This window comes from Streptomyces sp. NPDC042364 (genome assembly GCF_056437585.1).
Map to the genome: position 1 here is coordinate 51485 of NZ_JBWKAJ010000026.1, position 25465 is coordinate 76949.

Genomic DNA, 25465 nt, shown 5'->3' on the forward strand with positions numbered 1-25465 from the left:
CGCAATTGACGCATTACAAGGCTGATCGGCATGTATGAACCCATGCGCGGGTAGCGTTCACGGACGCTCCGCCGCGAAGGCCCGGGTGGTGGCCCAGGCGGCGATCTGGCTGCGGTTGTGGAAGCCGAGCTTGCCGAGGATGCGCTCGACATGGCCTTCGGCGGTTCGGCGGGCGATGACCAGGCGGTCCGCGATCTGCTGGTTGGCGAGCCCTTCGGCGACGAGCAGGGCGACCTCGATCTCGCGTGCGGTGAGCGGCACCGGGGTCTCGGGCACGGCCTGCCGGGGTTCCTGCTGGAGTGCGTACGACACCAGCTCGTCGAGGCCCAGGGTGCCGCCGCGCCGGTACGCCCGCTCGAAGGGGGCCCGGCCGAGGGACCGGCGAAGGCGGTTCGCGCTGTCCCGGTGGCGGGTGCCGTCTCCGCCCCGCCGGGCCGAACTCGCCTGATCCTGAGGAAGGTTGCCGACCCGTAGACGGTCCGTGCCGCCGAGGAGGACGGCGGCGCGTTCGCGGGCGCCGAGGGCGGCGGTGATGTCGATCAGCAGGTCGAGGGCGAGGGCGATGCCGACCACGTCATGGAGGGCGAGCCCGCGGCGCAGCGCCTCGCAGGCGTGCGCCTCGGCCCGGTGCCACTGCTTCCGCGCGGTGTACGCGAGTGCCAGGGTCCGTAGGGCGGACGACCGCACCCAGTCCTCGCCGTGCCGTTCGCAGCGGCGCAGGGTCTGCTCGCAGAGGGCCTCGGCAGGGTCGGTCCGCCCCAGGAGGACGAGGGCATGGGCGAGCCGGACCTCGTTGAGGGCGGCGAGGGCGGGCAGGTGGCCGGCTGCCGGAGCGCCGGCGAGGACGGAGTCGTAGTGGGCGACGGCACCGGTGGGGTCCTCACCGGACAGCAGGATCAGCCCGAGGACGCACTCGGCGTGGGCGGCCTCGGCCGCGGCGTGCGTGGTCCGGGCCGCTGTGTCGGCGTCGGGCTCGGTGTCGGCGTCGGCGGGGGCGGTCGGGGCCGGTCGGGTGAGGCTGAGGGCGAGTTCGCGGGCCTCGGCGGCCAGTCGGCGGCTTCGGGGGATCTCCCCGCCGCCGGTGGTCAGGAGGAGGGCCGCGGCCCACAGGGCGCGGGCGCGTTCGAGGGTGGGCTCGAGGTTGGCGTCCAGGGCGCGCTCCAGCCAGTGCAGGCCCTCGCCCGGTGCCCCGCAGGCGTACCAGTGGAACCACAGGCTGCCCGCGAGCCGCAGCCCGGCCAGGGCCTCACCGGGCGTGGTGAGGCTGAACTCGAGTGCCGTACGCACATTGTCCTGATCGGCGCGGAGCCGTGCGGCGATCTCCCGCTGGCCCGGCCCGAACCACGCCCGCTCGTACGCCGCCACCCGGTGCTGCGTCCAGTCGCGGTGGCGCCGCCGGGCGTCGGCCTCCGCGCCCGGGGTGCGGCGCAGCAGGTCGAGACCGTAGTGGCGGAGGGTGTCGAGGAGGCGGTAGCGGACGGTGCCGCTCCAGTGCTCCTCACAGGTCAGCACGGACTTGTCGACGAGCCCGGCGACGGCTTCCAGCACGTCGTACGGGGTGCGGAGGGCGGAGGGGGCGTCGTCGGCGCCGGTGCCGGTGCCGGTGCCGGTGCGGACAGGGGTACCGGGGTCCTCGCCCGTGCCGGGCTCCGTCGCGGCGTCCGCGCATACGCGTTCCGCTGTCTCCAGGTCGAAGCTGCCGGTCAGGACGGACGCCCGGGCCCAGACGGACCGTTCCCCGGGGGTGCAGAGGTCATGGCTCCAGTCCACCGCCGCGCGCAGGGTCCGGTGGCGGGGGTCGACGCCTGGACCGGCGGCGGCAAGGAGGCGGTGGCGGTCGTCGAGGCGTTCGAGGAGCTGGTCGACGCCGAGGACGCGCAGACGTCCGGCGGCGAGTTCGATCGCGAGCGGGAGGCCGTCGAGACGCCGGCAGAGACGGGCCACGGAGGCACGGTTCGCGGGGGAGAGCGTGAAGCCCGGGACGACGGCGGCGGCACGGTCGGCGAACAGGGCGAGCGCCGGGTGGGCGGTGGGGTCGGCCAGGTCGCCGTCGGGATCGGGCACCGGGAGGGGGCGCACCTCCAGGAGGTGTTCCTCGGTGAGCGCCAGACGGTGACGGCTGGTGGCGAGGACCCGGACGCCGGTGGTACCGCGCAGCAGGGCGGCGACGAGGTCGGCGCAGGCGGGCAGCAGGTGTTCGCAGTTGTCGAGGACCAGGAGGAGACGGCGGTCGCCCACCCGTCGGACGATCGCGTCGAGGGGCGCGCTCGCTGTGGGCGGATCGGGCAGCCCGAGCGCTTCCACGGCCGCCGCGGGCACCAGGGCGGGGTCGTGCAGATCGGAGAGGTGTACGACGCGAACACCGTCCGGGAAGGCCCGCTCCGCGCGAGCGGCGATGCGCCATGCCAGCCGCGTCTTCCCGACACCGCCTGGTCCGGTGAGCGTGACGAGCCGACTGCGCGTCAGCAGACGCCGCCCCTCGGCGAGTTCGTGATGACGGTCGACGAATGAGGTCGTCTCGACGGGGACGGGAGCGGGAGCGGGGGCGGGCGTGTGGACAGGGACGGGCAGCCAGGCGGTCGGTGTGCGGGGCGTGATGGGCGTGGTCGGGACAGCCGCCGTACGGGACACACCGGGGGGACGGGACACACCCGGCGTACGCGACGCGCCCGGCGTAGGCGAGGCACCCGTCACCCCCGATGAGCCCGGCGCACCCGATGAGCCCGGCGCACCCGATGAGCCCGGCGCACCCGAGGAGTTCGGCTTACTCCGCGTACGTGGCGCCTTCCGTGTGGCGCCCGGAACGCCGCGTGCGTTCGGCGCGCCGGGTGCACCCGGCCCGTCGCCCTTGCTCGACACACCCGGCGTATCCGCCGCGGCGGACGTCCCCGGCGGTGTCGAGGTGGTGCGCGGCGTCGTCGGCCCGCGCGTGGATTCCCGCGCGCCCGGCGTGCCGAGGGTGCCCGGCGTGCCGAGAGTGCCCGGTGTTTCCGGCGTGCGCGGCGTGTTCCGTTCCCGGCGTGGCGCTGATCCGCCCATGATCAGCCAGTCCTCTGGAGTGAGTTGAGGGGGTTGCCGGAGTGTGGGGCTCCTACTGCGCGGCTTCCCACTGTCGCCGCGTTCGCACGGCATCACACCGAGATTCACACCTGCGGGTGCACTCTGGCGCGGCAGCGGTCGAGTCGGGCTCAACACGCGTACACTGCGCGACTTTCGACGGTGCGAGGCGGGCGGCGCGACATCGGCGCGCGGGCCCCGCGCACCCACCTGGTCGGCCACGCCCCCACCCGGCCAATTCGCGGCCCCTTCCGGCCACGCGAACCGGGTGCGCACGCCGGCCACTCTTGACCTGGTCATGCCAGAGCCGCACCATGAGCGCCACACCCGCACCAGGGCCCGACGATCACCCCCACGGTCTTCGGCGGGCCGGAGGCACGTCGCAAGGATCCACCCCCGCTCCACTCCCCACTCCGGAGACCCCGGAATTCCTGGAGAAAGTAGGAGACTTCATGCGACTCCGCATTCGCGGCAGATCAGCGGTGCCCGGCGGCCCGGGCAGGAGATCGGGCCGCCGCACGGCCGCCCTGGTCGGCCTGCTGGCGATGGCGCTCGCGGCGCCGGTCGCCGCGACCACCACGGACGCGACGGCGACCAGCGCCGAACGTCCGAAGGCCTCGGCGGACGACATCCGCCAGTACGAGGTCCACATGCACTCGGACACCGCGTCCCGTACGGCTCTCCAGAAGGCCGGTGTGTCGGTGGACGACGCCGACGACCACTCGGTCTTCGTCTCCGGCCGGGCGGACCAGATCAGGAAGCTCAAGCAGCAGGGCTACGAGGTCACCCCGCTCGGCGCCGTGCCGGACCGGTCGAACGGCGAGGACGACGTACGGCTCTTCGACTTCCCGTCCGCCGACTCCCGCTACCACAACTACGCGGAGATGACGAACGAGATCAACTCCGTGGTCGCGGCGAACAGTTCCATCGTCAGCCAGCGGGTCATCGGCACCTCGTACCAGGGCCGGAACATCGTCGCCATCAAGATCAGCGACAACGTCGGCACCGACGAGGCCGAGCCCGAGGTGCTGTTCACCCACCACCAGCACGCCCGTGAGCACCTCACCGTCGAGATGGCGCTCTACCTGCTGAACGAGCTGACCTCCGACTACGGCATCGACTCCCGTGTCACCAACATGGTGAACAACCGCGAGATCTGGATCATCCCGGACCTCAACCCGGACGGCGGCGAGTACGACATCGCCAGCGGCTCGTACCGCTCATGGCGCAAGAACCGTCAGCCCAACAGCGGTTCGTCGTACGTCGGCACGGACATGAACCGCAACTGGAACTACCGCTGGGGCTGCTGCGGCGGTTCGTCCGGCTCACCGTCCTCCGAGACCTACCGGGGTACGGCCGCGGAGTCCGCGCCCGAGGTGAAGGTCGTCGCGAACTTCGTCCGCAGCCGGGTCGTCGGTGGGGCGCAGCAGATCAAGACCGCCATCGACTTCCACACGTACAGCGAGCTGGTGCTGTGGCCCTTCGGGTACACGACCGCGGACACGACGACCGGGATGACGGCCGACGACCGCAACGCGTTCGCGACGGTCGGCGGGAAGATGGCAGCGAGCAACGGGTACACGCCCGAGCAGTCCAGTGACCTCTACATCACGGACGGGTCGATCGACGACTGGCTGTGGGGCAACCAGAAGATCTTCGGCTACACCTTCGAGATGTACCCGCGGTCCGCGGGCGGGGGCGGCTTCTACCCGCCCGACGAGGTCATCGCCCGGGAGACGGCGCGCAACCGGGACGCGGTGCTGCAGCTGCTGGAGAACTCGGACTGCATGTACCGGTCCATCGGCAAGGAGGCGCAGTACTGCTAGCGCCGGGCCGGCGCTGAGCGCGGGGAACCGTGGGCCCGTCGGGGCTGGTCGCTCGGTTCCCCGCGCCCCCTTCTAGTCGTCGCCGTCGCCGGACTCCGGCTTCGCGGCGTCCTCGGGCTCGGCCGGGTCGTCCGCCTTCGCGGGCTCGGCCGGGTCCTTCTCCTTGTCCTCGCCGTCCTCGAAGTACGCGTCCAGGACCTCGTCGATCCGGGTCTCCCACTCCGCGTGCTCGGACTTGGCCTTCGCCTCGATCTCGATGGGGTACCAGCGGCGGTCGGGAGTGTGGACCGTGACGGTGAAGCGCTTCCCGAAGCGGGGGGACTCCGTCTCGATCGCGCCGATCTCGTCCCAGCGGAACTCGCACTCCTGGTCGTCCAGCCGGAGCCGTACGCCCTTGTGGTCGGCGACGATCTTCGCGCGGCGGTCGGCGGCCTCGAAGACGGGGCCCTCGACGGCCTCCTCCTCGGCGTCCGACTCGGTGTCGGCCTTGGTCTCGGGCCGTGCATCGGCCTTGGCTTCGGGTGTCCTCGCGGCGGACCCGCCGGCCGGGGCAGCCTCGTCCGGTTCCGCGGTCTCCGCCTGCTCGGCGGATTCCGTCGGCTTGATGTCCTCCGGCTCCTCCTGCTTCTCCTTCGTCACGGACACGGGTGCCGTGAGTCCGGGGATGTGCGACGGGTCGACCGCGGCGGCGGCCAGGGGCTGGCTGTTCGAACCAATGCGCTGCTCCACAGCGGGCAGTATGGTCGACGATCCTGTGCCTCGAACAGTCGGGCCCGGCATATGTCCGCATCTGTGGCCTCCGATTCCGCGCCGGGCCAGGGCCAGGCCACGGCCACGGCTGGTCGCGTGGTGCCCCGCGCCCCCTTCGGGCCTTCTGCCCTCCGGGACGGGGTGATCGTCAGGCGTCCAGGACCGCCAGCGCGTCGATCTCGATCAGGAGGCCCTCGGGGAGGCCCACGTAGACCGTGGTGCGGGCGGGTGGGGCCGTGGTGAGGTGGGCTCCGACGTACTCGTCGTAGATCGTGTTCATCTCGGCGAAGTGGTCCACGTCCGTGAGGTAGACGCGGATCATCATCACGTCGTCCCAGGTGGCGCCGCCCTCCTCCAGTACCGCCTGGACGTTGGCGAGGGTCTGGAGGGCCTGCTCACGGAGGCCGGGGCCCGCGGGGGTGGGGGGTTGCCCCTCGACCGCGGGGAGGAAGCCGACCTGGCCGGCGACCTGGAGGATGTTCCCCTTGCGGACCCCGTGGGAGAACTTGGCGGGCGGGGTGGTGTGGGTCTTCGGGGTCAGGGCGGTCTTCGGGGTCAGGGCGGTCTTCTCGGTCATACGGGTGTCCTTGTCGTTCAGACGGGGTCCGTCGCTGGGGTTCTTCCGGAGTACTCGCCGCTGATCGCGTCCGCCGTACGTCGCACCAGCGGGAGCAGGGTGAGGAGTTCGTCGGCGGTGACGACGACGTTGGGGGCGGAGACCGACATCGCGGCGACCACCCGGCCGTCGGCGCCCCGGACGGGAGCGGCGACGCAGTTGATGGACTCCTCGTGGCCGCCGAGGTCGGTGGCCCAGCCCTGTTCGCGGACCTTCGCCAGCTCCTTGAGGAAGGCGGCGGCGTTGGGGGTCGAACGGGACGTGTACATGGGGTAGTCGAGCTTCTCCGCGAGCGCGCGGCGCTCGGGCTCGGGGAGGTCGGCGAGGCACAGCTTGGCGACGGCGGCGACCGTGATGGCCACGGGCTTGCCGATCCGGGAGTACATGCGGACCGGGTAGCGGCTCTCGACCTTGTCGATGTAGAGGACCTCGTTCTCCTCGTAGACGGCCAGGTGCACGGTGTGGCCGCACTGCTCGTTGAGGCGTACGAGGTGGGGGTGGGCGATCTCGCGGATGTCGAGGTTCTCCACGGCCTCCTGGGCGAGGGCGAAGAGGCGGGCGCCCAGGCGGTAGCGCTGGTCGGACTGGCGGTAGACGAGGCCGTGTTCGTGGAGGGTACGGAGGAGGCGCAGGGCCGTGGACTTGTGGACGCCCAGACGGTCGGCGACCTGGCCGAGGTCGGCGGGGCCCTCGGCGAGCAGCGGCAGGATGCTGAGCGCGCGGTCGACGGTCTGGCTCATGGGGTGCGTACCTCCTCGTCGGCCCGGTCCGGTGCCTGTGTCCAGCCGGGGGCGAGTCGAAGTCTCCCCCACGTGGGGTCGTCCAGGGTGGCGAGGCGGTCGGCGTGGTGGCGGGTGGGCGGGGGGCCGAGGTCGCCGGGCCAGGTGAGGGCGGCGGCGGCCATGAGGTGGCCGTGGCGGAGGCGGGCCTTGGGGGGCAGGGCGCGGAGGGTGGCGGAGAGGAATCCGGCGGCGAAGGCGTCGCCCGCGCCCACGGGGGCCGTGACGTCCACGTGGGGGGACGGTACGAAGGTGGTCGTGTCGGTGGGGTGGGGCGGCTTGGGGGCGGTGGGGGCCGGGGGGACGACCGCCTCGGGGGTGCCGCGCCGGAAGAGGGTGGCGCCGTGGGCGCTCTGCTTCACCACCAGGGTCGTCGGCTCCGGCAGTGCCGCCCTGATCGCTACCGGGCCGCCCGTGATGCCCCAGGCCTCCTCCGCCTCGTCCTCGCCGACGAAGACGAGGTCGGCGTGGCGGGCCAGGTCCAGGAGGACCCGGGGGTCGTCGGGGTGGTGCCAGAGGGCCGGGCGGTGGTTGACGTCGAAGGAGACGAGGGGGCGGTCGGGGTGGGGTGCCGTCAGTTCCCTGAGGAGGGCCAGGCAGGAGGCGGAGAGGGCGGCCGTGATGCCGGACAGGTGGAGGACCCGGCCGGCGCGTACGGCTGTCAGGTCCGTGTTGTCCCTGGTCATCGCGGACGCCGCCGAGCCGGCCCGGTAGTACGCCACCTCGTGGGCGTCGGTGGCCCGGTCCGCCGCCGTGCGGAAGTAGACGCCGGTGGGGCGGTCCGGGTCGCGGCGTACGGAGGAGACGTCGACGCCGTGGGAGGCGATCGTTTCGAGGAGGTGGTCGCCGAAGCCGTCCGCTCCGACGCGGCTCACCCAGCGGGTGGTGTGGCCGGTGGCGGCGAGGGCGCACAGGACGTTGGACTCGGCTCCGCCGATGGCGCGTTCGAATGAGGGGACGTCGGCGAGGCGGCCGGGGCGGGCGGGGAGGAAGGTGACCATGGACTCGCCGAGCGCGACGACGTCCACGACGACCGGTGCGGCTTCGGGGGCAGGAAGCCCGTCGGTGGTCACGATGGTGAGGGCTCCTCGTCGTGGGCATGGAGCGGCGGACACCGTTGACCCGGTGCTCGCCGGGATGTTAGACAGCCATCAGCGATATATGCAATGGACATTGCAGATGGTGCAACACAGCTTGTCAGGGAGGCTCTCATGGGTGTCGAAGCGCTCGCTCGTCTCGCCGCCGAACGCGTCGACCACCGTTTCAAGGGCCTCCCCCCGGACGCCGACGGGCTGACCGTGGAGGAACTCGCCGGCCAGCGCCGGAACCTGTTCACCGGTGGGTTCACCACGCCCGTGCTCGCGCTGTCCGCAGAGCGCCTTGAGCACAATCTGGCGCTGATGGAGGCGTACTCCGCCCGGCACGGTCTGGCGTTCGCGCCGCACGGGAAGACGTCGATGGCGCCGCAGTTGTTCTGGCGGCAGATCGAGCGGGGTGCCTGGGGCATCACGCTGGCCGTGCCGCACCAGGTGCGGGTCGCGCGGGAGTTCGGGATCGAGCGGGTGTTCCTGGCCAACGAGGTGGTGGACCCGGCGGCGCTGCGCTGGATCGCAGCCGAGCAGGCCTCCGATCCGTCGTTCCGGCTCGTCTGTTACGTCGACTCCGTGCGCGGAGTGGAGCTGATGGACGCCGCGCTGCGGGGCTGCGCGCGCCCGCTGGACGTGGTCGTGGAACTCGCCGCGGGCGAGGGCGCGCGGACCGGGGTCCGTACGGAGGCGGAGTGCGCGGCGGTTGCGGACGCGGTGGCCGGGGTCGAGACGCTGCGACTGGTGGGCGTGGCCGGGTACGAGGCCAATGTGCCCGACGCGGATGCCGGACGGGTGAGCGCCTGGCTGCGGCGGCTCGTCGCCCTGGCCGTCGGCTTCGACAGGGCCGGGCGGTTCGCAGGGCTGGAGGAGATCGTCGTCAGTGCGGGCGGCAGCGAGTGGTTCGACGCGGTGGCGGAGGTGTTCGCCGAGATCCCCGGGCTGTCGGCGCCCGTGCTGAAGCTGCTGCGATCCGGGGCCTACGTCTCGCACGACTCCGGGCACTACCGGCGTCTGACCCCGTTCAACCGGGTACCCGAGGAAGGTGCCCTGGAGCCCGCCTTCCGGCTCTGGGCCCAGGTCGTCTCCCGCCCCTCCCCCGAGCAGGCCTTCGCGAACGCCGGAAAACGCGACGCCGCGTACGACCTCGGTCTGCCGACGGCCGAGGTGGTGCGGGACGCCGGGTCGGGCGAGGTGCGCGACGCGGGCGACGGCATCACCGTGACGGGCCTGTCCGATCAGCACGCCTGGCTGCGCACGGAGGCGGGGGCGGAGCTGTCGGTCGGGGACTGGGTGGGACTGGGGCTGTCCCATCCGTGCACGTCGTTCGACAAGTGGAAGCTGATCCCGGTGGTGGAGGCGGACGGGACGGTCGTGGAGTACATCCGCACGTACTTCTGAGGGGTTCCTTCCGACTTCTAGGGGGTTCCTACCGAGGGGTCCCGTCCGGGACCGGGTTCGCCTCACCGGGCACGGCCTGGCGTCGCGCCGTCCGTCGCTTCGTCCGCCGCGTGGTTCTCGAAAGGTGGCACACATGGACGACGTCGTCATTCGTGACGCCGAGGTCGTCGACGGGTCCGGCGGCCCCTCCTACCGCGCGGACGTGGTCGTGGCGGGCGGCAGGATCACCTCCATCGTCCAGGAGGCCGCCGCGGCCGGGTGCCAGCGGCCCTCCGCCACTCGGGTGCTCGACGCCGAGGGGCTGGTGCTCACGCCCGGCTTCATCGACATGCACGCGCACAGCGACCTCGCCCTGCTGCGGGACCCCGAGCACACCGCGAAGGTGGCGCAGGGCGTGACCCTGGAGGTCCTCGGGCAGGACGGGCTGTCGTACGCGCCGGTCGACGACCGGACCCTCGAGGAGGTGCGGCGGGTGATCACCGGCTGGAACGGCTACGGCGAGGACATCGACTTCACCTGGCGTTCGGTGGGCGGGTACCTGGACCGCCTCGACCACGGCTTCGACGGTGAGGGCATCGCGGTGAACGCCGCTTACCTCGTCCCGCAGGGCACGGTGCGGATGCTCGCCATGGGGTGGGAGGACCGGGAGGCCACGCCCGACGAGCTTGACCGCATGCGGCGGTCGGTCGCGGACGGGCTGCGCGAGGGCGCCGTCGGCATGTCGTCGGGTTTGACGTACACGCCGGGCATGTACGCCAAGGACGCCGAACTCACCGAGCTGTGCCGGGTGGTCGCCGAGTACGGCGGCTACTACTGCCCACACCACCGCTCGTACGGGGCGGGCGCGCTCCGGGCGTACGGGGAGATGGTCGCCCTCACCCGAGAGGCCGGCTGCGCCCTCCATCTCGCCCACGCCACCATGAACTTCGGTGTGAACAGGGGCCGGGCCCCCGAGCTGCTCGCGCTCCTCGACGACGCGCTCGCCGCCGGCGCCGACATCACCCTCGACACCTACCCGTACACCCCCGGCTGCACGACCCTCGTGTCGCTGCTGCCCGGTTGGGCGAGCGAGGGCGGGCCGGAGGCGACGCTGGCCAGGCTGGAGGACGACGACACGGCCGTTCGCATCCGGCACGAGCTGGAGGCCGCCGGCGCGGACGGATGCCATGGGGTGCCGGTCGAGTGGGACACCGTCGAGATCTCGGGGGTCGCCGACCCGGCGCTGTCGGCGTACGTCGGCCGGACGGTCCGGGAGTCCGCCGACGCGCGCGGCGAGGAGCCCTGGGTCACCGCGCGCCGGCTGCTCGTCGAGGACCGGCTGGGGGCGACGATCCTCCACCACGTCGGCCACGAGGAGAACGTACGGGCGATCATGCGTCACCGGGTGCACACCGGCGGCTCGGACGGCATCCTGCGCGGCGCCAAGCCGCACCCGCGCGCCTACGGCACGTTCCCCCACTATCTGGGGCGGTACGTAAGGGAGTTGGGGGTGCTGTCCCTGGAGGAGTGCGTCGCCCATCTGACCTCGCGCCCGGCCGCCAGGCTGCGGCTGCCCGACCGGGGGCTCGTGCGCGAGGGGTACCGCGCCGACCTCGTCCTCCTCGATCCGGCGACGGTCGCCGCCGGATCGACGTACGAGGCCCCGCGTACCCTGCCCGCCGGCCTCCCGTACGTCCTGGTCGACGGCCGGTTCGCGATCGAGGAGGGCCGGCGGACGGACGTGCTGGCGGGGCGGGCGGTCCGCCGCGCCCCCTGATGAGGGCGCGGCGCCGTGGCTACGGCCCTGGGAGCTACGGCTTGGGGAGGATGCAGCCGCTGCGGGTCAGGTCGAGCTTGTTGTCGACACCGAAGCAGGCCGGGACGTGCCAGGTCTGCTGCCCGTAGTTGATGCCCTCGCGGACGGTGACGGTGCCGTTCGCGTCGACCTCGCACGGGTTGTTGTCGGTGCAGCGCCCGCCGTCCTCGTTGCCCGTGTTGTTGACGGCCACGACCTTGCCGGTGGCGTTGTCGAGCACCGGCGAGCCGGAGGTGCCGCCGATGGTCTGGCAGGCGGAGGTGTAGCGGACCGAGTCCTTCCAGGTCCACACGCCTTCCTTGAGGCGGTACGCGTAGCCGTCGACGTCGCAGGCGTAGGTCCGCTTCCAGTAGCCGGACACGACGGTGATGTCGGTGCCCACGGCCGGGCGGGCCGTGTCGAAGGTCAGCGCGTTGATCCCGTACGAGCTCTTGATCTGCGCGTACGTGGTGGTCAGCCGGTACAGCGCCATGTCCGTGTCGGTCATCGTGCCGTACACGATCCTGTTGGCGCGGAGGGTGGCGACGCGGGTGCCCGCCGAGTTGAGGAGTCCGAAGGAGCGGGTGGAGGCCCGGTCGACGAGGACCTCACCGGGGTCGGGGAAGCCGGTCTCCAGGCAGTGGCCGTTGGTCATCACCAGGGCCGGGTCGTCGTCCTCGGAGTTCGGCATCCGGACGACGGAGCCGGAGCAGTTGCTGAGCGAGACGGTGCCCGCGAAGTTCACGGCCTGGGCCGCGGAGTCCGCCGGAGCCACCTCGGCCGCCGCGTCGGCCACGGTCCTGTTCGCCGCCTCGACGACGCTTCCGACCGTCGTCTGCACGGTCCCGGTCACGGGCTCCGGTGCGGCCTGGGGCGCCGCGACCGCCGGTGCCGCGCCCGCCCCGGTGATCACCAGGGCGAACAGCGCGGCAACGAGAGGCTTTCTCATGTGGGGGTCCCTCTCTTGCTACATGGGTGACGGGAGATCTTCCGGCCACCGCAGTTTGTCATGCGCATTGTGAGGGCCGTGTGATGGCCGGGCAAGGAGTTGGTTCCGGCCGGACTGGGTTCGGCCAGGGGCGGTGGGGATGCGGATGGGATGCGGATGGGGATGCGGATGGGGATGCGGTGATTTGGGACGCGGCCGACCGGAGAACGCGACGGAAGTCCGAGCACGGCGGTCGCCTCTGACGCCTACTCAGCTGAGGGCAATTCAGCCGGAGATGGTCGGCGATCAACGATTAGGGGGTGGAATGGAGGAGGCGGAGCGGGGGGTGGAGTGGAGGGGGTGGGCGAAGGGGGTGGAGTGCCGCGTCGGAGCACGGCTCCACGTCGGCCGCGGTTCGTCAGGGCGTCACGCCGCCAAGGTGTGACGGCGCCGCGGGGACGTCGGGGCGTCAGGGCATCGCGGCACGCACGGCGGCGCGGGCCTCAGGCGTGCTGCGCGTGCGGCGGCGGGCCTCAGGGCCTGTGACGCGCATGGCGGCGGGCCCCAGGGAGTCGCGGCACGCGCGGCGACGGGCCCAGGGGGTCGCGGCACGCGCGGCGACGGGCCCAGGGGGTCGCGGCACGCGCGGCGACGGGCCCAGGGGGTCGCGGCACGCGCGGCGACGCGGGCCTCAGGCGTGCTGCGCGTGCGGCGGCGGGCCTCAGGGCCTGTGACGCGCATGGCGGCGGACCCCGGGGAGTCGTGGCACGCGCGGCGGCGGGCCCAGGGGGTCGCGGCACGCGCGGCGATGCGGGCCTCACAGCGTCTTGGCGCGCGCGGCGGCGGGCGTCACGGCGTGGGGCGCGCGCGGCAGCAGGCGCTGCGGCGCGCATGGCGTCAGGCGTCAGGGCCGGCGGCATGACTGGCGGCATGGCGGCTCGAAGGGTTCGGCGGCGCCTCGCAGGGCCTCGCAGCAGGAAGACCGCGGGGTGGCCGCCCTTGGCGCTCCGCGCCGGGGGCGCCAGCCCGCGTGACAAGGCTCCGCCCACCCGGCTCGCCCCGGCTCGCCCCGGCTCGCCCCGGCTCAGGAACCTACTTCGGCCCCTTGGTCGCACCCTGACCCCGGCCCTGGTTGCCCCCGGAGTTGCCCCGGCCCCCCGGGTCGGTCGTCGGCGTGGAGGACGGGCCGGGCGCGGTGGCGGAACGCGTGGCCGTCGGGGTCGAGTCGGGGGACTCGGTGGCGGTGCCCGACGACGGGGACGGGCCGGTGGAGGCGTCGCCCGGAGAGGCGGAGGGGGAGGCCTCCACCGTCGCGTCGGAGGAAGCGCCGGCCGAAGGCGTGGCCGCTCCCCCGCCGCCGGAACGGCCGTCGGCCGGGGCGGACTCCCTGGTCGCCGGACCGCTCGGCCCTTCCTCGCCCGAGGACCCGACCCCGGCGAGCCCCGCAGCCATGGCGCCCACGACCACGGCCGCGGCGACACCGCCCGCGATCAGGACCCCGCGCCGCCGGGCCCGGCGCCGCCCGAGCGTGGCCCGACGGCCGCCCGACGGCCGCGCGCGGCGCCCACCCAGGTCCGCGCCGCCTACGGGGTACGCCCCGTCCGGCGCGTACGGGTCGGCGCGCCCGTCGAAGTCGGCCGTGTAAGGGGCGGCCTCGTACGGGTGGGCCGCGTAGGAGCCGCCCCCCGGCACCCCGTCCGCCGCGCCCGGCACCCCGGTCGCCGCCGGGGCGGCCGGGATGGCGCCGGGCCCGCCGGAGGCGTCGCCGCCCCTCCCCCGGATGTCGTCGAGCACGACCTCGTCGAGCTGCACCGTGTCGTCGTAGGCGTTCTGCCAGCCGTGCGCGGCGGCCGGGTCCCGGAAGGCGTCGTACACGGGCGCCGCGGAGGGGTCGCCGAGCGGGTGGTACACCTTCGGCGGTTCCTGGGAGGTCTCACCGTCCCGATCCGCCTCGTTCACCCCGTCCACCCCGTTCACCCGATTCGCCCCATTCATCGCTTCTCATTGCCTTCATGTCGTGTGCCCTGGAGCCGTGTGGGGGGCGGCCGGACCTGGGGGCGGATTCTAGTGCTGTGACCGGAAGGGTTTACCGGACAGTACGCGGGGTCCGGCGCGGTGCGTCACACGGCGAATCGCCGCCCGCCCACCGGATGTACGCGGGTTGCCGCGACAGCGCGGCGAGGTGGCGTGCCGGACACCGCGAGCCGGTGAACCGTTCCGGTCACGGCACCGGGGAGGAGCGGCACCCAGGGGCGGCGGAGGAACATTTCGGCGCATAGCGTCGGTCTCACGTGGTGGAAAACACGACCCACGAGGCGTTACCGGGTCGTAAGCTCACGGACATGCAGGTGATCCAGTCGACCAAGCTCGCCAACGTCTGTTACGAGATCCGGGGCCCGGTGCTCGAGGAGGCGATGCGGCTGGAGGCTGCCGGGCACCACATCCTCAAGCTCAACACGGGCAATCCGGCCGCCTTCGGCTTCGAGTGCCCGCCGGAGATCCTGGAGGACATCCTCCGCAACGTGTCGTCGGCCCACGGCTACGGCGACGCCAAGGGCCTCCTGGCGGCGCGCCGGGCGGTCGTCATGCACAACCAGACCCTCGGCATCGAGACGGACGTCGAGCACGTCTTCATCGGCAACGGCGTCTCCGAGCTGATCGTCATGGCGATGCAGGGCCTGCTGGACGACGGCGACGAGGTGCTCGTACCGGCCCCGGACTACCCGCTGTGGACGGCGGCGGTCTCGCTGTCCGGCGGTACGGCGGTCCACTACCGCTGTGACGAGCAGTCCGACTGGATGCCGGACCTCGCGGACATCGAGCGCAAGGTCACCGACCGCACCAAGGCGCTCGTCATCATCAACCCCAACAACCCGACGGGCGCGGTCTACGACGAGGCGATGATCCGGGGCCTCACGGACATCGCGCGCCGCCACAACCTCCTCGTCTGCTCGGACGAGATCTACGACAAGATCCTCTACGACGGTGCCACGCACACCCCGACGGCCGCGATCGCCCCGGATCTGCTGACGCTGACCTTCAACGGCATGTCGAAGGCGTACCGGGTCGCGGGCTACCGCGTCGGGTGGATGTCGATCTCCGGCCCGCGCGCGCACGCCGACTCCTACATCGAGGGCCTGACGATCCTGGCGAACATGCGGCTGTGCGCCAACATGCCGGGGCAGCACGGCGTGGTCGCCGCGCTCAGCGGGCGCCAGACGATCAACGACCTGGTGCTGCCGGGCGGACGCCTGAAGGAGCAGCGGGACGTCGCGTACGAGCTGCTGACGCAGATCCCCGGCGTGACGTGCGTGAAGCCGAAGGGGGCGCTGTACCTGTTCCCGCGCCTCGACCCGGACGTCTTCAAGATCAAGGACGACCGGCGCATGGTGCTGGACCTGCTCCGCCAGGAGAAGATCATGGTCGTCCAGGGCACCGGCTTCAACTGGCCCGAGCCGGACCACTTCCGCGTGGTGACCCTGCCCACCGTGGCCGATCTGAGGTCGGCGATCACGCGCATCGGGAACTTCCTGGACGGCTACGGCCAGTCGTGAAGCATCTGCCCGACCGGCTTCCAGACCTCACTCAACTTTAGACGAAATCTAATGTAGGGTGGTTCTCCGAGAGCGAGCTTGGAGGCCATCCCATGTACGAGCCGATCCGCACGAAGTCGGTCCACACGATGGCCGGCACGACCTCCTCCGACTTCCCCCACCGTTCGCGCGAGGAGGAGCTGGACATCCAGCTCGCCGGCCATCTGGCCGCCCTGCTCGCGGTGACCGACGAGCTCCGCGCGTCGGCCCCCACCGCCGACCTCGACACGGCCGCCGAGCGACTGTCCGAGCAGGTGGCCCGGCTGCGCGGCGGACGTCCGCCCGTACGGCCGTCCGTGCCGTCCGTGCCGGCCGGCGGGCGCGAGCGCGATGTCGCCGGGCTCCACCGGCGCGCCCACGCCCTCGCCGGACGCGCCCTGGTCGTCGCCGCCTCGCGCGCCGACACCGCGGCCGCGATCCTGGCCGCCGAGCGCATGGACGCCCACGCCGCCGCCGAGCCCCTGGACGCGCGCGAGCTGGCGGCCCACTGACACCCCGCCCGGCGCCCCACCGAGCCGGCGGCTCACCCCCGAGCCCCCGCTCCCCTTGACGGCCCCGGTCCGCGTGCACCCGCAGCGACACGCGGACCGGGCGCCACAGCACCGCACTCCGCCCGGCTCCCGGCACCTAGCACCTAGCACCTAGGCGGCTTCCTCCGCGTGCCGCCCGCCCCTCCCGCAGCCCGAGACAGGACCCGGGCGGGGCGATGAGCGGCGACCAACCCGCGTCCCCGCCCCTCCCCCTCTTCCCTCCCCCCCCTCTTCCCTCCCCCCTCTTCCCTCCCCCCCTCGCTCCCCTTCCCCTGAGCGGCGGTGCCTGTTCCGGTTGCGTTCCGGGACGGCCGCTTCACCCCGTGTTCACCCGTACCGCCCTGGAACGTCGGGTTCCGCGAGCACTCTCCTCGGTGTGAGACGCATCGCAGGGATCGTCCTCGCGGTCCTGCTGATCGGCGGCGTGGTGGCAGCCGTCGTGGCGGGCCGGGACACCGGGGACAAGAGCACGGCAACGAAGACCGTGCGCGGAGTGATCGGGTCGGAGAAGGCGGAGTTCTTCGCCGACCCGGAGGTGGTGAAGGCCCTGGCCGCCGAGGGCTACACCGTGAAGACGGAGACATCGGGCTCCTGGGCCATGGACGGGCTGGACCTGAAGGGGTACGACTTCGCCTTCCCCTCCAGCAAGGCCCCCGCCGACGAGCTGGCCGAGAAGTACGGGGTGCGCGAACCGCTGCCCCGCCCCTTCTACTCACCCCTCGTGGTGGTCGCCCACCGGGGCGCCGCCGAGGTGCTGAGCCGCAACGGGCTGGCCACGCTGGAGAAGGACCGCGGCATCCTCGACATGGGCGCCTACCTGGAGGCGGCCGGGGCCGGCCGCACCTGGCAGCAGCTCAAGGGGGCGGACAAGTACGGCGAGTTGTCGGGCCTGCTCTACATCGCCACCACCGATCCGACCACCTCCAACTCGGGGGCGCTCTATCTCGCCGCGGCCTCCAACGTCGCCAACGACGGACGGGTCGTCGCCGGCGAGGCGGACATCAAGAGGACCTCGCCCCTCCTGCACGACCTGATCAGCGTCCAGGGCGCCCAGCAGCCGAGCAGCGACGCGGCGTTCCGGGACTTCGTCAGCGGAGTCGGCAACCCGCTCGTCCTCGTCTACGAGTCCCAGGTCGCCGCCCTGCTCGCCGACGGCCAGAAGGTCGACGACCTGGTCGTCCTCTACCCGGACACCACCGTCAACAGCGACCACACCGTCGTACCCGTCACCGACGAGGGCCGGGCCCTCGGTGAACTGCTCGGCACGGAACCGGAGTTGCGGCGGCTGGCGGCCCGGCACGGGTTCCGGCCGCAGGGCTCGGCGAAGGAGTTCACGGCGGCGACGGCCGGCCTCACCACGTATCTGACGCCTCGGCTCACCGTCCGGCAGGCGCCCGTGCCCACCTCCGAGGTGCTGCACGAGATGGCGCGCCGGGCGCGGGGCCGCTGAACGACGGGGGAACACCACTCATGACCAGCGAAGACAGCTTCACCCTCACCCCGCCCGAGCCGGTCGCGGCCGTGCCCCGGGAGAAGGCCGGCGGCCTTGTGCCGGTCGAGGAGTCCGTACGGTCGGACATGGCCAGGAAGGCCGAGGAGTACGTCCGGTCGCTCGCCGCGCTCGACGCCCGCTCGCCGGAGTTCGCGGGGAAGGTCGGGGAGATCGCGGCACTCGGCGCGGGCGAGATGCGCACCGCCGCCGCGCAGTCCAACCGCATGCTGGAGCGGACCGTTCGCAGCCTGCCCGGCAAGAACGGGGACGCCCAGTCGCAGGTCGCTGGCTCGCTCGTCGAACTGCGGCGCGTGGTCGAGGACCTGGACCCGCGCGACCTGCCCGCGGGCAGGGGCCGCAGGCTCCTGTCCCGGCTGCCGGGTGGCAACCGGCTGCGCGACCACGTCGCCAAGTACGCCTCCGCGCAGGGCACCCTGAACCGGATCGTGGGGTCGCTGCGCGGCGGCCAGGACGAACTGCGGCGGGACAGTGCCGCGCTGCAGACGGAGCGGGTCCGGCTGTGGGAGACCATGGGCAAGCTCCAGGAGTACGTGGTCCTGACGGAGGCCCTGGACACGGCGATCGAGGCGCACATCGACGCCGCCGACCCGCAGCAGGCCGATACCCTGCGCGCCGACGTCCTCTTCCCCGTCCGGCAGAAGCACCAGGACCTGCTCACCCAGCTGGCCGTGTGCGCCCAGGGCTATCTGGCGATGGACGTCGTCCGCCGCAACAACGAGGAGCTGATCAAGGGCGTCGACCGGGCCGCCACGACCACGGTCTCGGCGCTGCGCATCTCCGTGATGCTGGCCTCCGCCCTCGACACCCAGCGCAAGGTCGTCGACCAGGTCAACGCGTTGCGCGGCACCACCGAGGACCTCATCCGCGGCAACGCCGAGATGCTCGCCACCCAGAGCGGCGAGATCCAGCGCATCGCCGCCGATCCGGCCGTCGGCGCGGAGACGCTCCGCTCGGCCTTCCAGCAGATCTACCGCACCCTCGACGCCATCGACGTGTACAAGGCGCGGGCGACGGAGACCATGGCCGCGACGGTGGAGTCCCTGACGGCCGAACTCCGCGACGCCGGAAGCTACTTGGAGCGCAGCCGCGCCCAGGGGGCACTGGAAGGGGGTGGGCTCGTATGAGAGCGACGCTCCCGGCCCGCCGCACGGCGGCGGCCCTCGCACTGGTCCTGGTGACGGCCGGATGCACGGCCGCCACCGACACCCCGTCCGACCCGGACACCTACGTCCCCGGCACCCTCCGCGTCCTCGCCTCCAGTGAACTCGCCGACATGCGGCCGGTGCTGGAGCGGGTCGAGAAGGACACGGGCCTCAAGGTGCGCCTCACGCACCTGGGCACCCTGGACGCCGTGGAACTGCTCGCCGAGGGCCGGGCGAAAGGCTCGTACGACGCCGTGTGGCTGTCGTCCAACGACTATCTGCGGCTGCGGCCGGACGCGGCGAAACAGATCGTGTCGGAGACCCCGGTGATGTCCAGCCCGGTGGCGATCGGCGTGCGGGACGCGACCGTACGGAAGCTGGGCTGGAAGCCGGAGAACGTCACCTGGTCGGACATCGAGGAGGCCGTCGCGGACGGCGATCTCACGTACGGCATGACGGACCCGGCCCGCTCCAACTCCGGCTTCTCCACCCTCGTCTCGGTGGCCTCCGGGCTCTCCGGGGCCCAGTCCGCGCTCACCGACGCGGACGTCGCCCGGGCGACGCCCCGGCTGAAGGAGTTCTTCCGGGGGCAGAAGCTGACGTCGGGATCGTCGGGCTGGCTGGCGGCGGCGTACGACCGGCGCGGTGACGTCGACGCGCTGCTCAACTACGAGTCGGTGCTGAAGGCGCGGAAGGACCTGACGGTGATCCGCCCGCGCGACGGGGTCGTCACCGCCGACTACCCGCTCTCCTCCCTCGCCTCGACCGGTCAGGCCGTCCGGGACGACGTACGCCGTCTCGCCGACGCGTTGCGCGCCCCCGGCACCCAGCGGCTGATCACCGAGGAGACCCTGCGCCGCCCGGTCGTGCCCTCGGTCCGCCCGTCGGCCGGCCTCGATCCCTCCCGGCGGCGCGAACTCCCCTTCCCCGGCGGCCGGTCCGTCGCCGACGGGCTCCTCGACGCTTACGAGAACGAGCTGCGCCGCCCGTCCCGGACCGTGTACGTGCTGGACACCTCGGGCTCGATGGAGGGCGACCGCCTGGACCGACTGAAGGCCGCCCTCACCGAGCTGACCGGCGACTTCCGGGACCGGGAGGAGGTCACGCTGATGCCGTTCGGGTCGGAGGTGAAGAGCGTGCGGACGCATGTGGTGCGGCCGTCCGACCCTAAGCCGGGGCTCGACGGCATCCGCGCCGACACCCGGAAGCTCTCCGCCTCCGGCGACACCGCCGTCTACACCTCACTGCGGACGGCGTACGAGTATCTCGGCGCCGCCGACCGGGACACGTTCACGTCGATCGTGCTGATGACGGACGGCGAGAACACCGAGGGCGCGAGCCCGGCGGACTTCGACGCCTTCTACCACCGGCTGCCCGCCGCCGAGCAGCGCGTCCCCGTCTTCCCGATCCTCTTCGGCGACTCCGACAAGGACGAACTGGAACACATAGCCGACCTGACCGGCGGCCGCCTCTTCGACGCCCGACAGGGCTCGCTGGACGGCGCTTTCGAGGAGATCCGTGGCTACCAGTAGGTTCATGGCGTACGTCGAGTCCCGCAAGAACCTCACCGGCAGCGCCCTCGGGGTGGCGGGGCTCGCGCTGACCTTCGCGGGGGTCGCGGGCCCGTACTGGCCGGTCGTGGTGGCCGGCCTGTACGGCGCGGGCGCACTGCTCGCGCCGCCGGAGCGCCCGCCGGTGCCGGACTTCCCGGACCCGTCCGCCCAGCTCGACGAGGTCCGCGCCGACTTCGCCCGGCTGGGCGGCTACCTCGCCGGCATCGAGCTGCCGCCCGCGGCCGCAGGCCGTCTCACCGAGCTGACGGAGCTGCTGACGGCCCTCCTCGACCCCGGCTGGGTAGCCGAGATCCTGGGCCGGGACCCCGAGGGCGTGCACACGCTGTCCCGGGCGGTGCGGCAGGACGTCCCCGAGGCCGTCGACACCTATGTCCGCACCCGCTGGTGGAGCCGCCTGACCCCGGGCACGGACCCGCCCGAGCGCCACCTGGAGCGCCAGCTGACGCTCCTGCACGGCGAGTTGGAGCGCCTGGCCACGACCCTGCGCGACACCGAGGCCCGACGGCAGGAGTCGCACACCCGGTACCTGGAGGACCGGTCGGGCTGAGGCTCGGCCCGGTGGTGCCCGCGCTCAGCCGACGTTCGTCAGGATCACGATCAGCAGCACCACCGCGACCACCGCACCCAGCACCTTCAGGGCGGCGTACGGCGACGGGGGCTGGTCCGGGCCGGGCTGCGCCCCCGGGACCGGCGCCGGTCGGGGCCCGTTGAACACGTCGTGCCCGGTGACGGCGATCCGGGTGCACCAGGGGCAGGTCGGCAGATGGGAGCCGTACGTGTGCAGCGGCCGTACGGTGCACGCCCTCACCTGCCCGCGCTCCTTGTCGAGGGCGCGCAGCCATGCCTCGGCCGGCGGCCGGGCGGTGGGGGTCTGGACGCCGGTGCCGAAGGCGGTCCTGGCGAGGGTGAGGAGTTCGGGCGGCAGGACGGAGGGGTCGACGGTGCCGCGCGGGATGATGACCATCTCCGGGCGGACGACGTAGGAGATGCTCGCGGCGATGTTGTCCTTGACCGTCGACTCGGAGGTGCTCTCGTGCGGGACCCCGCCGAAGGGGTGGTTGCCGGCGGTGAGCAGCTGGTAGACGAGGACGGCGAGGGCGAAGTCGTCGCTCTGCCGGGTGGCGGGGCCGCCGGCCTGCCGCTCGGGGGCCGAGTAGTCGGTGGTGTGCATCAGGCAGGGGAACAGCTCGCCGGTGGCCGGGTCGGTGAAGGCGATGGAGTCGCAGTCGAGGAAGGTGACGAAGCCGTTGCCGTCGACGACGACGTTGCTGCTGGAGAAGTCGCCGATGACGAGGTTGTCGTGGTGCATCCGGGCGGTCATGAAGGCGAGGTTCCAGGCGACGCCGAGCAGGAACCGCCAGTCGGCCCGGTCCGGGAAGAGCCTCAGCCGCTGGACGCGGGTGAACAGGCCGACGAGCTGGACGTGCTGGGGTTCGCCGAAGCGGCGCATCGCGTACCCGAGGAACTCGCCGTGCGTGCCGCGTGCCATCGCCGTCGGCCAGGCCAGCTCGGGCGGCTGGCTGGCGTCGGTGGGGCGGGCGGCCAGCGGGGACATGGTGAGCATGCGGGCCAGCCGCCGCTCCTGGTCGGGGCCGGGCGGGTCGCGGTAGATCTTGACGACGATGCCCGCGTCGCCCTCCACGGGGAACACGGCCGCCTGCCCGCCCCCTTTGAGGGGCTGCTCGGCCAGCGTGACCGCCTTGCCGTCGAGGAAGACCGTGCGGCCGGTCATGGCCATACCTCCGAGTGTTCCGTGGGGCGGGCCGGTGTCGGCCCCGGCGTCCGTCGCACCCCGGCGTCCGGCGTCCGTGCCGTACCGACGACTGCCGCCCGGGGCGCCGGGGGGTGGTCGTGCGGGCCGGCGGTCCCGTGGTGCCGGGCGGTCATCGCCGTCATCCGCGGTTCGTGCGGACGGCCCGCAGCAGGGTCTTGTCGTCGGCGTTCAGGGCGGTGAGGCGGTCGGAGCGCAGGAGGGCGGCGAGGTTGCCGTCGGTGGTGTCGGACGCGGTGTCGAGGGAGCGGAAGACGGCGTCCGCGAAGGACGCGTTCGGGGACTGGGCGCCGCCCGCCGATCGGTTGAGCATGGCCTGCGCGAGGCCGTCCGTGGAGAGCAGCACCCCGTCGACCCCGTCGTCCGAGACGCACTCGGTGTGCGTCCAGCGGGCCGCGTCCGGCGAGGTCAGGAACACCGTCTCGTTGCTGTACTCGCTGACCGCCGCCGCCTGCGGCAGCAGATGGAACTGCCGCTCCCCGTCCTCCGCCCCCGCCCGCAGGACGACGAACCCGTCGCCCACGGTCAGATGCCCCAGCCAGCCGGGCGCCAGCACCACCACCGTGAGGGTGGTGGCGAAGTCGGGCGCGTCGCTGCCCGTACGGTCCAGGAAGTCCTCGCTGACGTCGTGCAACGCGTCCCGCAGCAGTTCGTGCACCGCCTCCCCCGGCTGCACCTCCACGGCCGCGCCGGCGCGCCGCGCGAAGTGCTCGGCGGCCAGCTTCACCGCCAGCCGGGAGCCCTCCTCCGAGCGCGGCCGGCTCCCGGCGCCGTCGGCGACCGCGAGGACGGCCACGGCGGAGGTGGTGACATAGCCGCAGGCGTCCTGGCAGGGCAGCCCCTGGCGCCGGTGCCGGTACCCCTCGACGCTGAGCCCGTGGATGCGCCACGAAGGGACGGCCACCTCAGGCCTCCCAGGCCGGACGCTGGGTCTTGAACTGGCTGAAGATCTTCTCGAACACCTCGTCCCCCGCCCCCTTCTGCTCGGCGTTGGCGCTGGCGGACATCATCTGGAGCAGTTCCCGGAACGGGAACCCGTGCAGCCGCGCGTTGAACTTGGGCGCGAACGCCTGCAGCACCTGCTCCCCCCGGTCCGTGATGCCGCCCACCCCGATGGCGTAGAGCCGGAACCGGCGGGACCGCTGCTCCTCGGCGAGGACGGGTATCAGCCGGTGCCAGGAGTCGGTGAGATGACCGGTCGGGTCGGTCGGCAGACCGTCGGTGACGAGGCAGATCTGCGGCCGGTAGTACTGGAGCCCGGACGCCCGCAGCTCCGCCTTGCGCGCCGCGACGATGTGCATCGACAGCTCCAGCGCCTCGGTCATCAGGGTGACCCCGGCAGCCGTCAGCTGCGGTGCCTGGAAGGCGTGCGCGGGGATGAAGGGGCTCATCCGGGTACGTGGGTCGAGCAGTTGGGGCCCGCGCCAGGCACCGACCCCCTGACCGCCGAAGGTGACGACGGCGACCTCGACGCTGTAACTGAGGCTGACGTCGTCATGGAGTTCGCGGGTCCACTCGGCGAGCGCGTTGTTCAGCGTCTGGATCGGCGCGCCCGCCATGGAGCTGGACGTGTCGAGGCACAGCACGAGCGGCATGCGCTGGGCGTTGTTCTCGAACTCGATGTCGGCGTACTCCGCCGGCATGGTGGGCGGGTATTCGCTGTGCATCGGTGTTCCCCCTGGTGTTTCCGTTCTCGTGCTCGGTACGCGTGCGGGTGGGGCGTGGGGCGTGCGCGTCGCCCGCCGGGAGGGCGGGGCGAGCGGCGTGTGGCGCGTGCGACGTGTCCGCCGGGTGCGACGCGTACGCCGGTACGGGGGCGCTGGGCGGATGGCGTGCCGCGCGTTGTCCTGGAGGCGGGCCTTTCTTCCGCGCGGCCTACCGGGGGGTGCCCTTGGCGTGGCGTGCGGCGGTGGGCGGGAAGGCGTACAGGACGTCGGAGTCGCGTTCGGGCGCTTCGGCGACGTCGACGAGCCCGCCGGGCGCGGGCGGCGGCCGCCCCGCTTCGGCCCACACGGCCCGGTAGAGGACCCGGTCGAGTTCGATGTAGCCCTGGGGGTGCAGTTCGGTGCGGACGACGGCGGTGCGAGTGTGGGCGGGGCGGGCGCTCACCTGACGTCCGTGGCGGGCGGTCGCCGCGACGCGCAGCCGGGTGGTGCTCTCGTCACCGGCCCGTGCCGCCGCCGGGGCAGGGCCGTCGACCGGCTGAGGATCGCGGGGGGCTCGGCGGCGCGCGCCGCCGCCCGCGGGCACGGCGGCCATCCGCCCGGGGGACGCGCGATGCCCCACGGTGACGGGGCCCCGGGAGCGTCGGATCACGACGGCGAAGGCGAGGAGCAGCAGCACGAGCAGCAGTCCCATCCAGAGGGTGGCCCAGGAGGTACTGTCACCGGCGGCCTCCGCGTCGTCGCCGGCGGCCCGGTCGCCGTGGGCGTCCCCCGCGGCGCCCTTGTTCCCCTTGTTCCCCTCGTCCCCCTTGCCCCGGTCGCCCTCGCCGTCCTTGGCGTCCTTGGCATCCTTGCCGTTGGGGTTGCCGGACCCGGGAGAGGTGGAGGCCGAGTCGGTGGTCCCGGGGGCGACGTCGAAGACGTTGGCGGAGTGGTCGGCGGCGAAGCCCTCCTCGATGAGCTGCCTGCCGGTGAGGTCACGGTCGACCGAGCCGCACAGCAGGTTCTCCTGGCAGACCCCGGCGTCGGTCAGCTCGGCCAGGGTTTCCGGCCTCAGCCGGTCGATCGTGGCATCGGGATGGACGAGGCGACCGTCGGCCATGAGGAGCAGGGCCGTGCCGCCCTCCCCCGTCGCTGTGCCCTCGGGCACCTGCACGACGAGCGGGTTGCCGTCCTTGCGCAGCCGGGCGAGGTCCCGGCGCTGCTGGTCGCTGAGCTTCCCGTACCGCAGCGGGCCGTCGAGCGTGATGACGACGGGGCCGTCGGGTATCACCTCGGCCCCGCACCTCACCTGCTCGGTGAAGCCGTTTCTGCAGGAGTCGGCAGCGGCGGCCGGCGACTTGACCGGCACCACGGCGACCAGCAGCCCCATGAGTGCGCCGAGAGAGGACAAACGCCTGACGGCACCCATCGCACCAACCCCCCGTGGCCAGAAAGGCACGCCCCCGCGGCCCTGAAAGAC

At 72.8% G+C, this 25465-nt stretch carries 20 protein-coding genes; 9 read left to right on the plus strand and 11 right to left on the minus strand.

The features are described 5' to 3' along the window. Positions 1-57: 57 nt before the first annotated feature. Entirely contained in the window at positions 58-2649 is a 2592-nt protein-coding gene (locus AC067N_RS34325) for an ATP-binding protein (RefSeq protein WP_478682844.1), read from the minus strand. A gap of 860 nt (positions 2650-3509) precedes the next feature. Between AC067N_RS34325 and AC067N_RS34330 the strand changes: the two genes are divergently transcribed. Continuing rightward, complete coding sequence (locus AC067N_RS34330) at positions 3510-4883, plus strand: M14 family metallopeptidase (protein WP_478682845.1); 1374 nt, start codon at positions 3510-3512, stop codon at positions 4881-4883. A 72-nt stretch (positions 4884-4955) separates the two neighbouring features. On the opposite strand, the gene AC067N_RS34335 is transcribed toward AC067N_RS34330, so the two are convergent. From AC067N_RS34335 to AC067N_RS34350, 4 genes are all read right to left on the minus strand, one after another. Next, positions 4956-5612, minus strand: coding sequence for a prolipoprotein diacylglyceryl transferase (locus tag AC067N_RS34335; RefSeq protein WP_478682846.1), 657 nt, complete (start codon positions 5610-5612; stop codon positions 4956-4958). A 169-nt stretch (positions 5613-5781) separates the two neighbouring features. Then, positions 5782-6210: a RidA family protein gene (locus AC067N_RS34340; RefSeq protein ID WP_478682847.1), complete on the minus strand. Its 429-nt coding sequence runs from the start codon at positions 6208-6210 to the stop codon at positions 5782-5784. Positions 6211-6227: 17 nt separating this feature from the next. Then, entirely contained in the window at positions 6228-6989 is a 762-nt protein-coding gene (locus AC067N_RS34345) for an IclR family transcriptional regulator (RefSeq protein ID WP_478682848.1), read from the minus strand. Continuing rightward, positions 6986-8101 (minus strand): sugar kinase, encoded by a 1116-nt coding sequence (locus AC067N_RS34350; RefSeq protein WP_478682849.1) that lies wholly within the window; start codon positions 8099-8101, stop codon positions 6986-6988. Before AC067N_RS34350 ends, AC067N_RS34345 begins: the two co-directional genes overlap by 4 nt. A 138-nt stretch (positions 8102-8239) precedes the next feature. Here AC067N_RS34350 and AC067N_RS34355 point away from each other — a divergent pair, with 138 nt between their 5' ends. Next, complete coding sequence (locus tag AC067N_RS34355) at positions 8240-9514, plus strand: amino acid deaminase (protein WP_478682850.1); 1275 nt, start codon at positions 8240-8242, stop codon at positions 9512-9514. 133 nt (positions 9515-9647) lie between these two features. Next, the gene (locus AC067N_RS34360) at positions 9648-11270 is read left to right on the plus strand and encodes an N-acyl-D-amino-acid deacylase family protein (RefSeq protein ID WP_478682851.1); all 1623 of its coding nucleotides are present in this window, start codon (positions 9648-9650) and stop codon (positions 11268-11270) included. 34 nt (positions 11271-11304) lie between these two features. Here AC067N_RS34360 and AC067N_RS34365 read toward each other — a convergent pair whose 3' ends face one another. Both AC067N_RS34365 and AC067N_RS34370 read right to left on the minus strand, forming a co-directional pair. Next, on the minus strand, positions 11305-12237 hold the full coding sequence (locus AC067N_RS34365; protein ID WP_478682852.1) for a trypsin-like serine peptidase: 933 nt from the start codon (positions 12235-12237) through the stop codon (positions 11305-11307). Between the two features lie 1071 nt (positions 12238-13308). After that, on the minus strand, positions 13309-14211 hold the full coding sequence (locus AC067N_RS34370) for a hypothetical protein (RefSeq protein WP_478682853.1): 903 nt from the start codon (positions 14209-14211) through the stop codon (positions 13309-13311). A 347-nt stretch (positions 14212-14558) separates the two neighbouring features. Between AC067N_RS34370 and AC067N_RS34375 the strand changes: the two genes are divergently transcribed. The 6 genes from AC067N_RS34375 to AC067N_RS34400 all read left to right on the plus strand — a co-directional run bounded on the left by AC067N_RS34375 (position 14559) and on the right by AC067N_RS34400 (position 21115). Then, complete coding sequence (locus AC067N_RS34375; RefSeq protein WP_478682854.1) at positions 14559-15770, plus strand: pyridoxal phosphate-dependent aminotransferase; 1212 nt, start codon at positions 14559-14561, stop codon at positions 15768-15770. A gap of 92 nt (positions 15771-15862) precedes the next feature. Then, positions 15863-16300: an SCO4983 family protein gene (locus tag AC067N_RS34380; protein WP_478682855.1), complete on the plus strand. Its 438-nt coding sequence runs from the start codon at positions 15863-15865 to the stop codon at positions 16298-16300. A 415-nt stretch (positions 16301-16715) separates the two neighbouring features. Beyond that, on the plus strand, positions 16716-17789 hold the full coding sequence (locus AC067N_RS34385) for a substrate-binding domain-containing protein (RefSeq protein ID WP_478682856.1): 1074 nt from the start codon (positions 16716-16718) through the stop codon (positions 17787-17789). A gap of 20 nt (positions 17790-17809) precedes the next feature. Continuing rightward, positions 17810-18976, plus strand: coding sequence for a toxic anion resistance protein (locus tag AC067N_RS34390; protein WP_478682857.1), 1167 nt, complete (start codon positions 17810-17812; stop codon positions 18974-18976). Beyond that, positions 18973-20526, plus strand: coding sequence for a substrate-binding and vWA domain-containing protein (locus AC067N_RS34395; RefSeq protein ID WP_478682858.1), 1554 nt, complete (start codon positions 18973-18975; stop codon positions 20524-20526). The genes AC067N_RS34390 and AC067N_RS34395 overlap by 4 nt, the downstream gene beginning before the upstream one ends. A gap of 4 nt (positions 20527-20530) precedes the next feature. Then, positions 20531-21115, plus strand: coding sequence for a hypothetical protein (locus AC067N_RS34400; protein ID WP_478682900.1), 585 nt, complete (start codon positions 20531-20533; stop codon positions 21113-21115). Between the two features lie 24 nt (positions 21116-21139). Here AC067N_RS34400 and AC067N_RS34405 read toward each other — a convergent pair whose 3' ends face one another. The 4 genes from AC067N_RS34405 to AC067N_RS34420 form a co-directional block, all read right to left on the minus strand. Continuing rightward, positions 21140-22306: a hypothetical protein gene (locus AC067N_RS34405; RefSeq protein WP_478682859.1), complete on the minus strand. Its 1167-nt coding sequence runs from the start codon at positions 22304-22306 to the stop codon at positions 21140-21142. A 154-nt stretch (positions 22307-22460) separates the two neighbouring features. Continuing rightward, positions 22461-23243: a PP2C family serine/threonine-protein phosphatase gene (locus AC067N_RS34410; protein WP_478682860.1), complete on the minus strand. Its 783-nt coding sequence runs from the start codon at positions 23241-23243 to the stop codon at positions 22461-22463. 1 nt (position 23244) lies between these two features. After that, entirely contained in the window at positions 23245-24006 is a 762-nt protein-coding gene (locus AC067N_RS34415; protein WP_478682861.1) for a vWA domain-containing protein, read from the minus strand. A gap of 208 nt (positions 24007-24214) precedes the next feature. Beyond that, positions 24215-25396 (minus strand): hypothetical protein, encoded by a 1182-nt coding sequence (locus tag AC067N_RS34420; RefSeq protein ID WP_478682862.1) that lies wholly within the window; start codon positions 25394-25396, stop codon positions 24215-24217. Between the last annotated feature and the right edge of the window lie 69 nt (positions 25397-25465).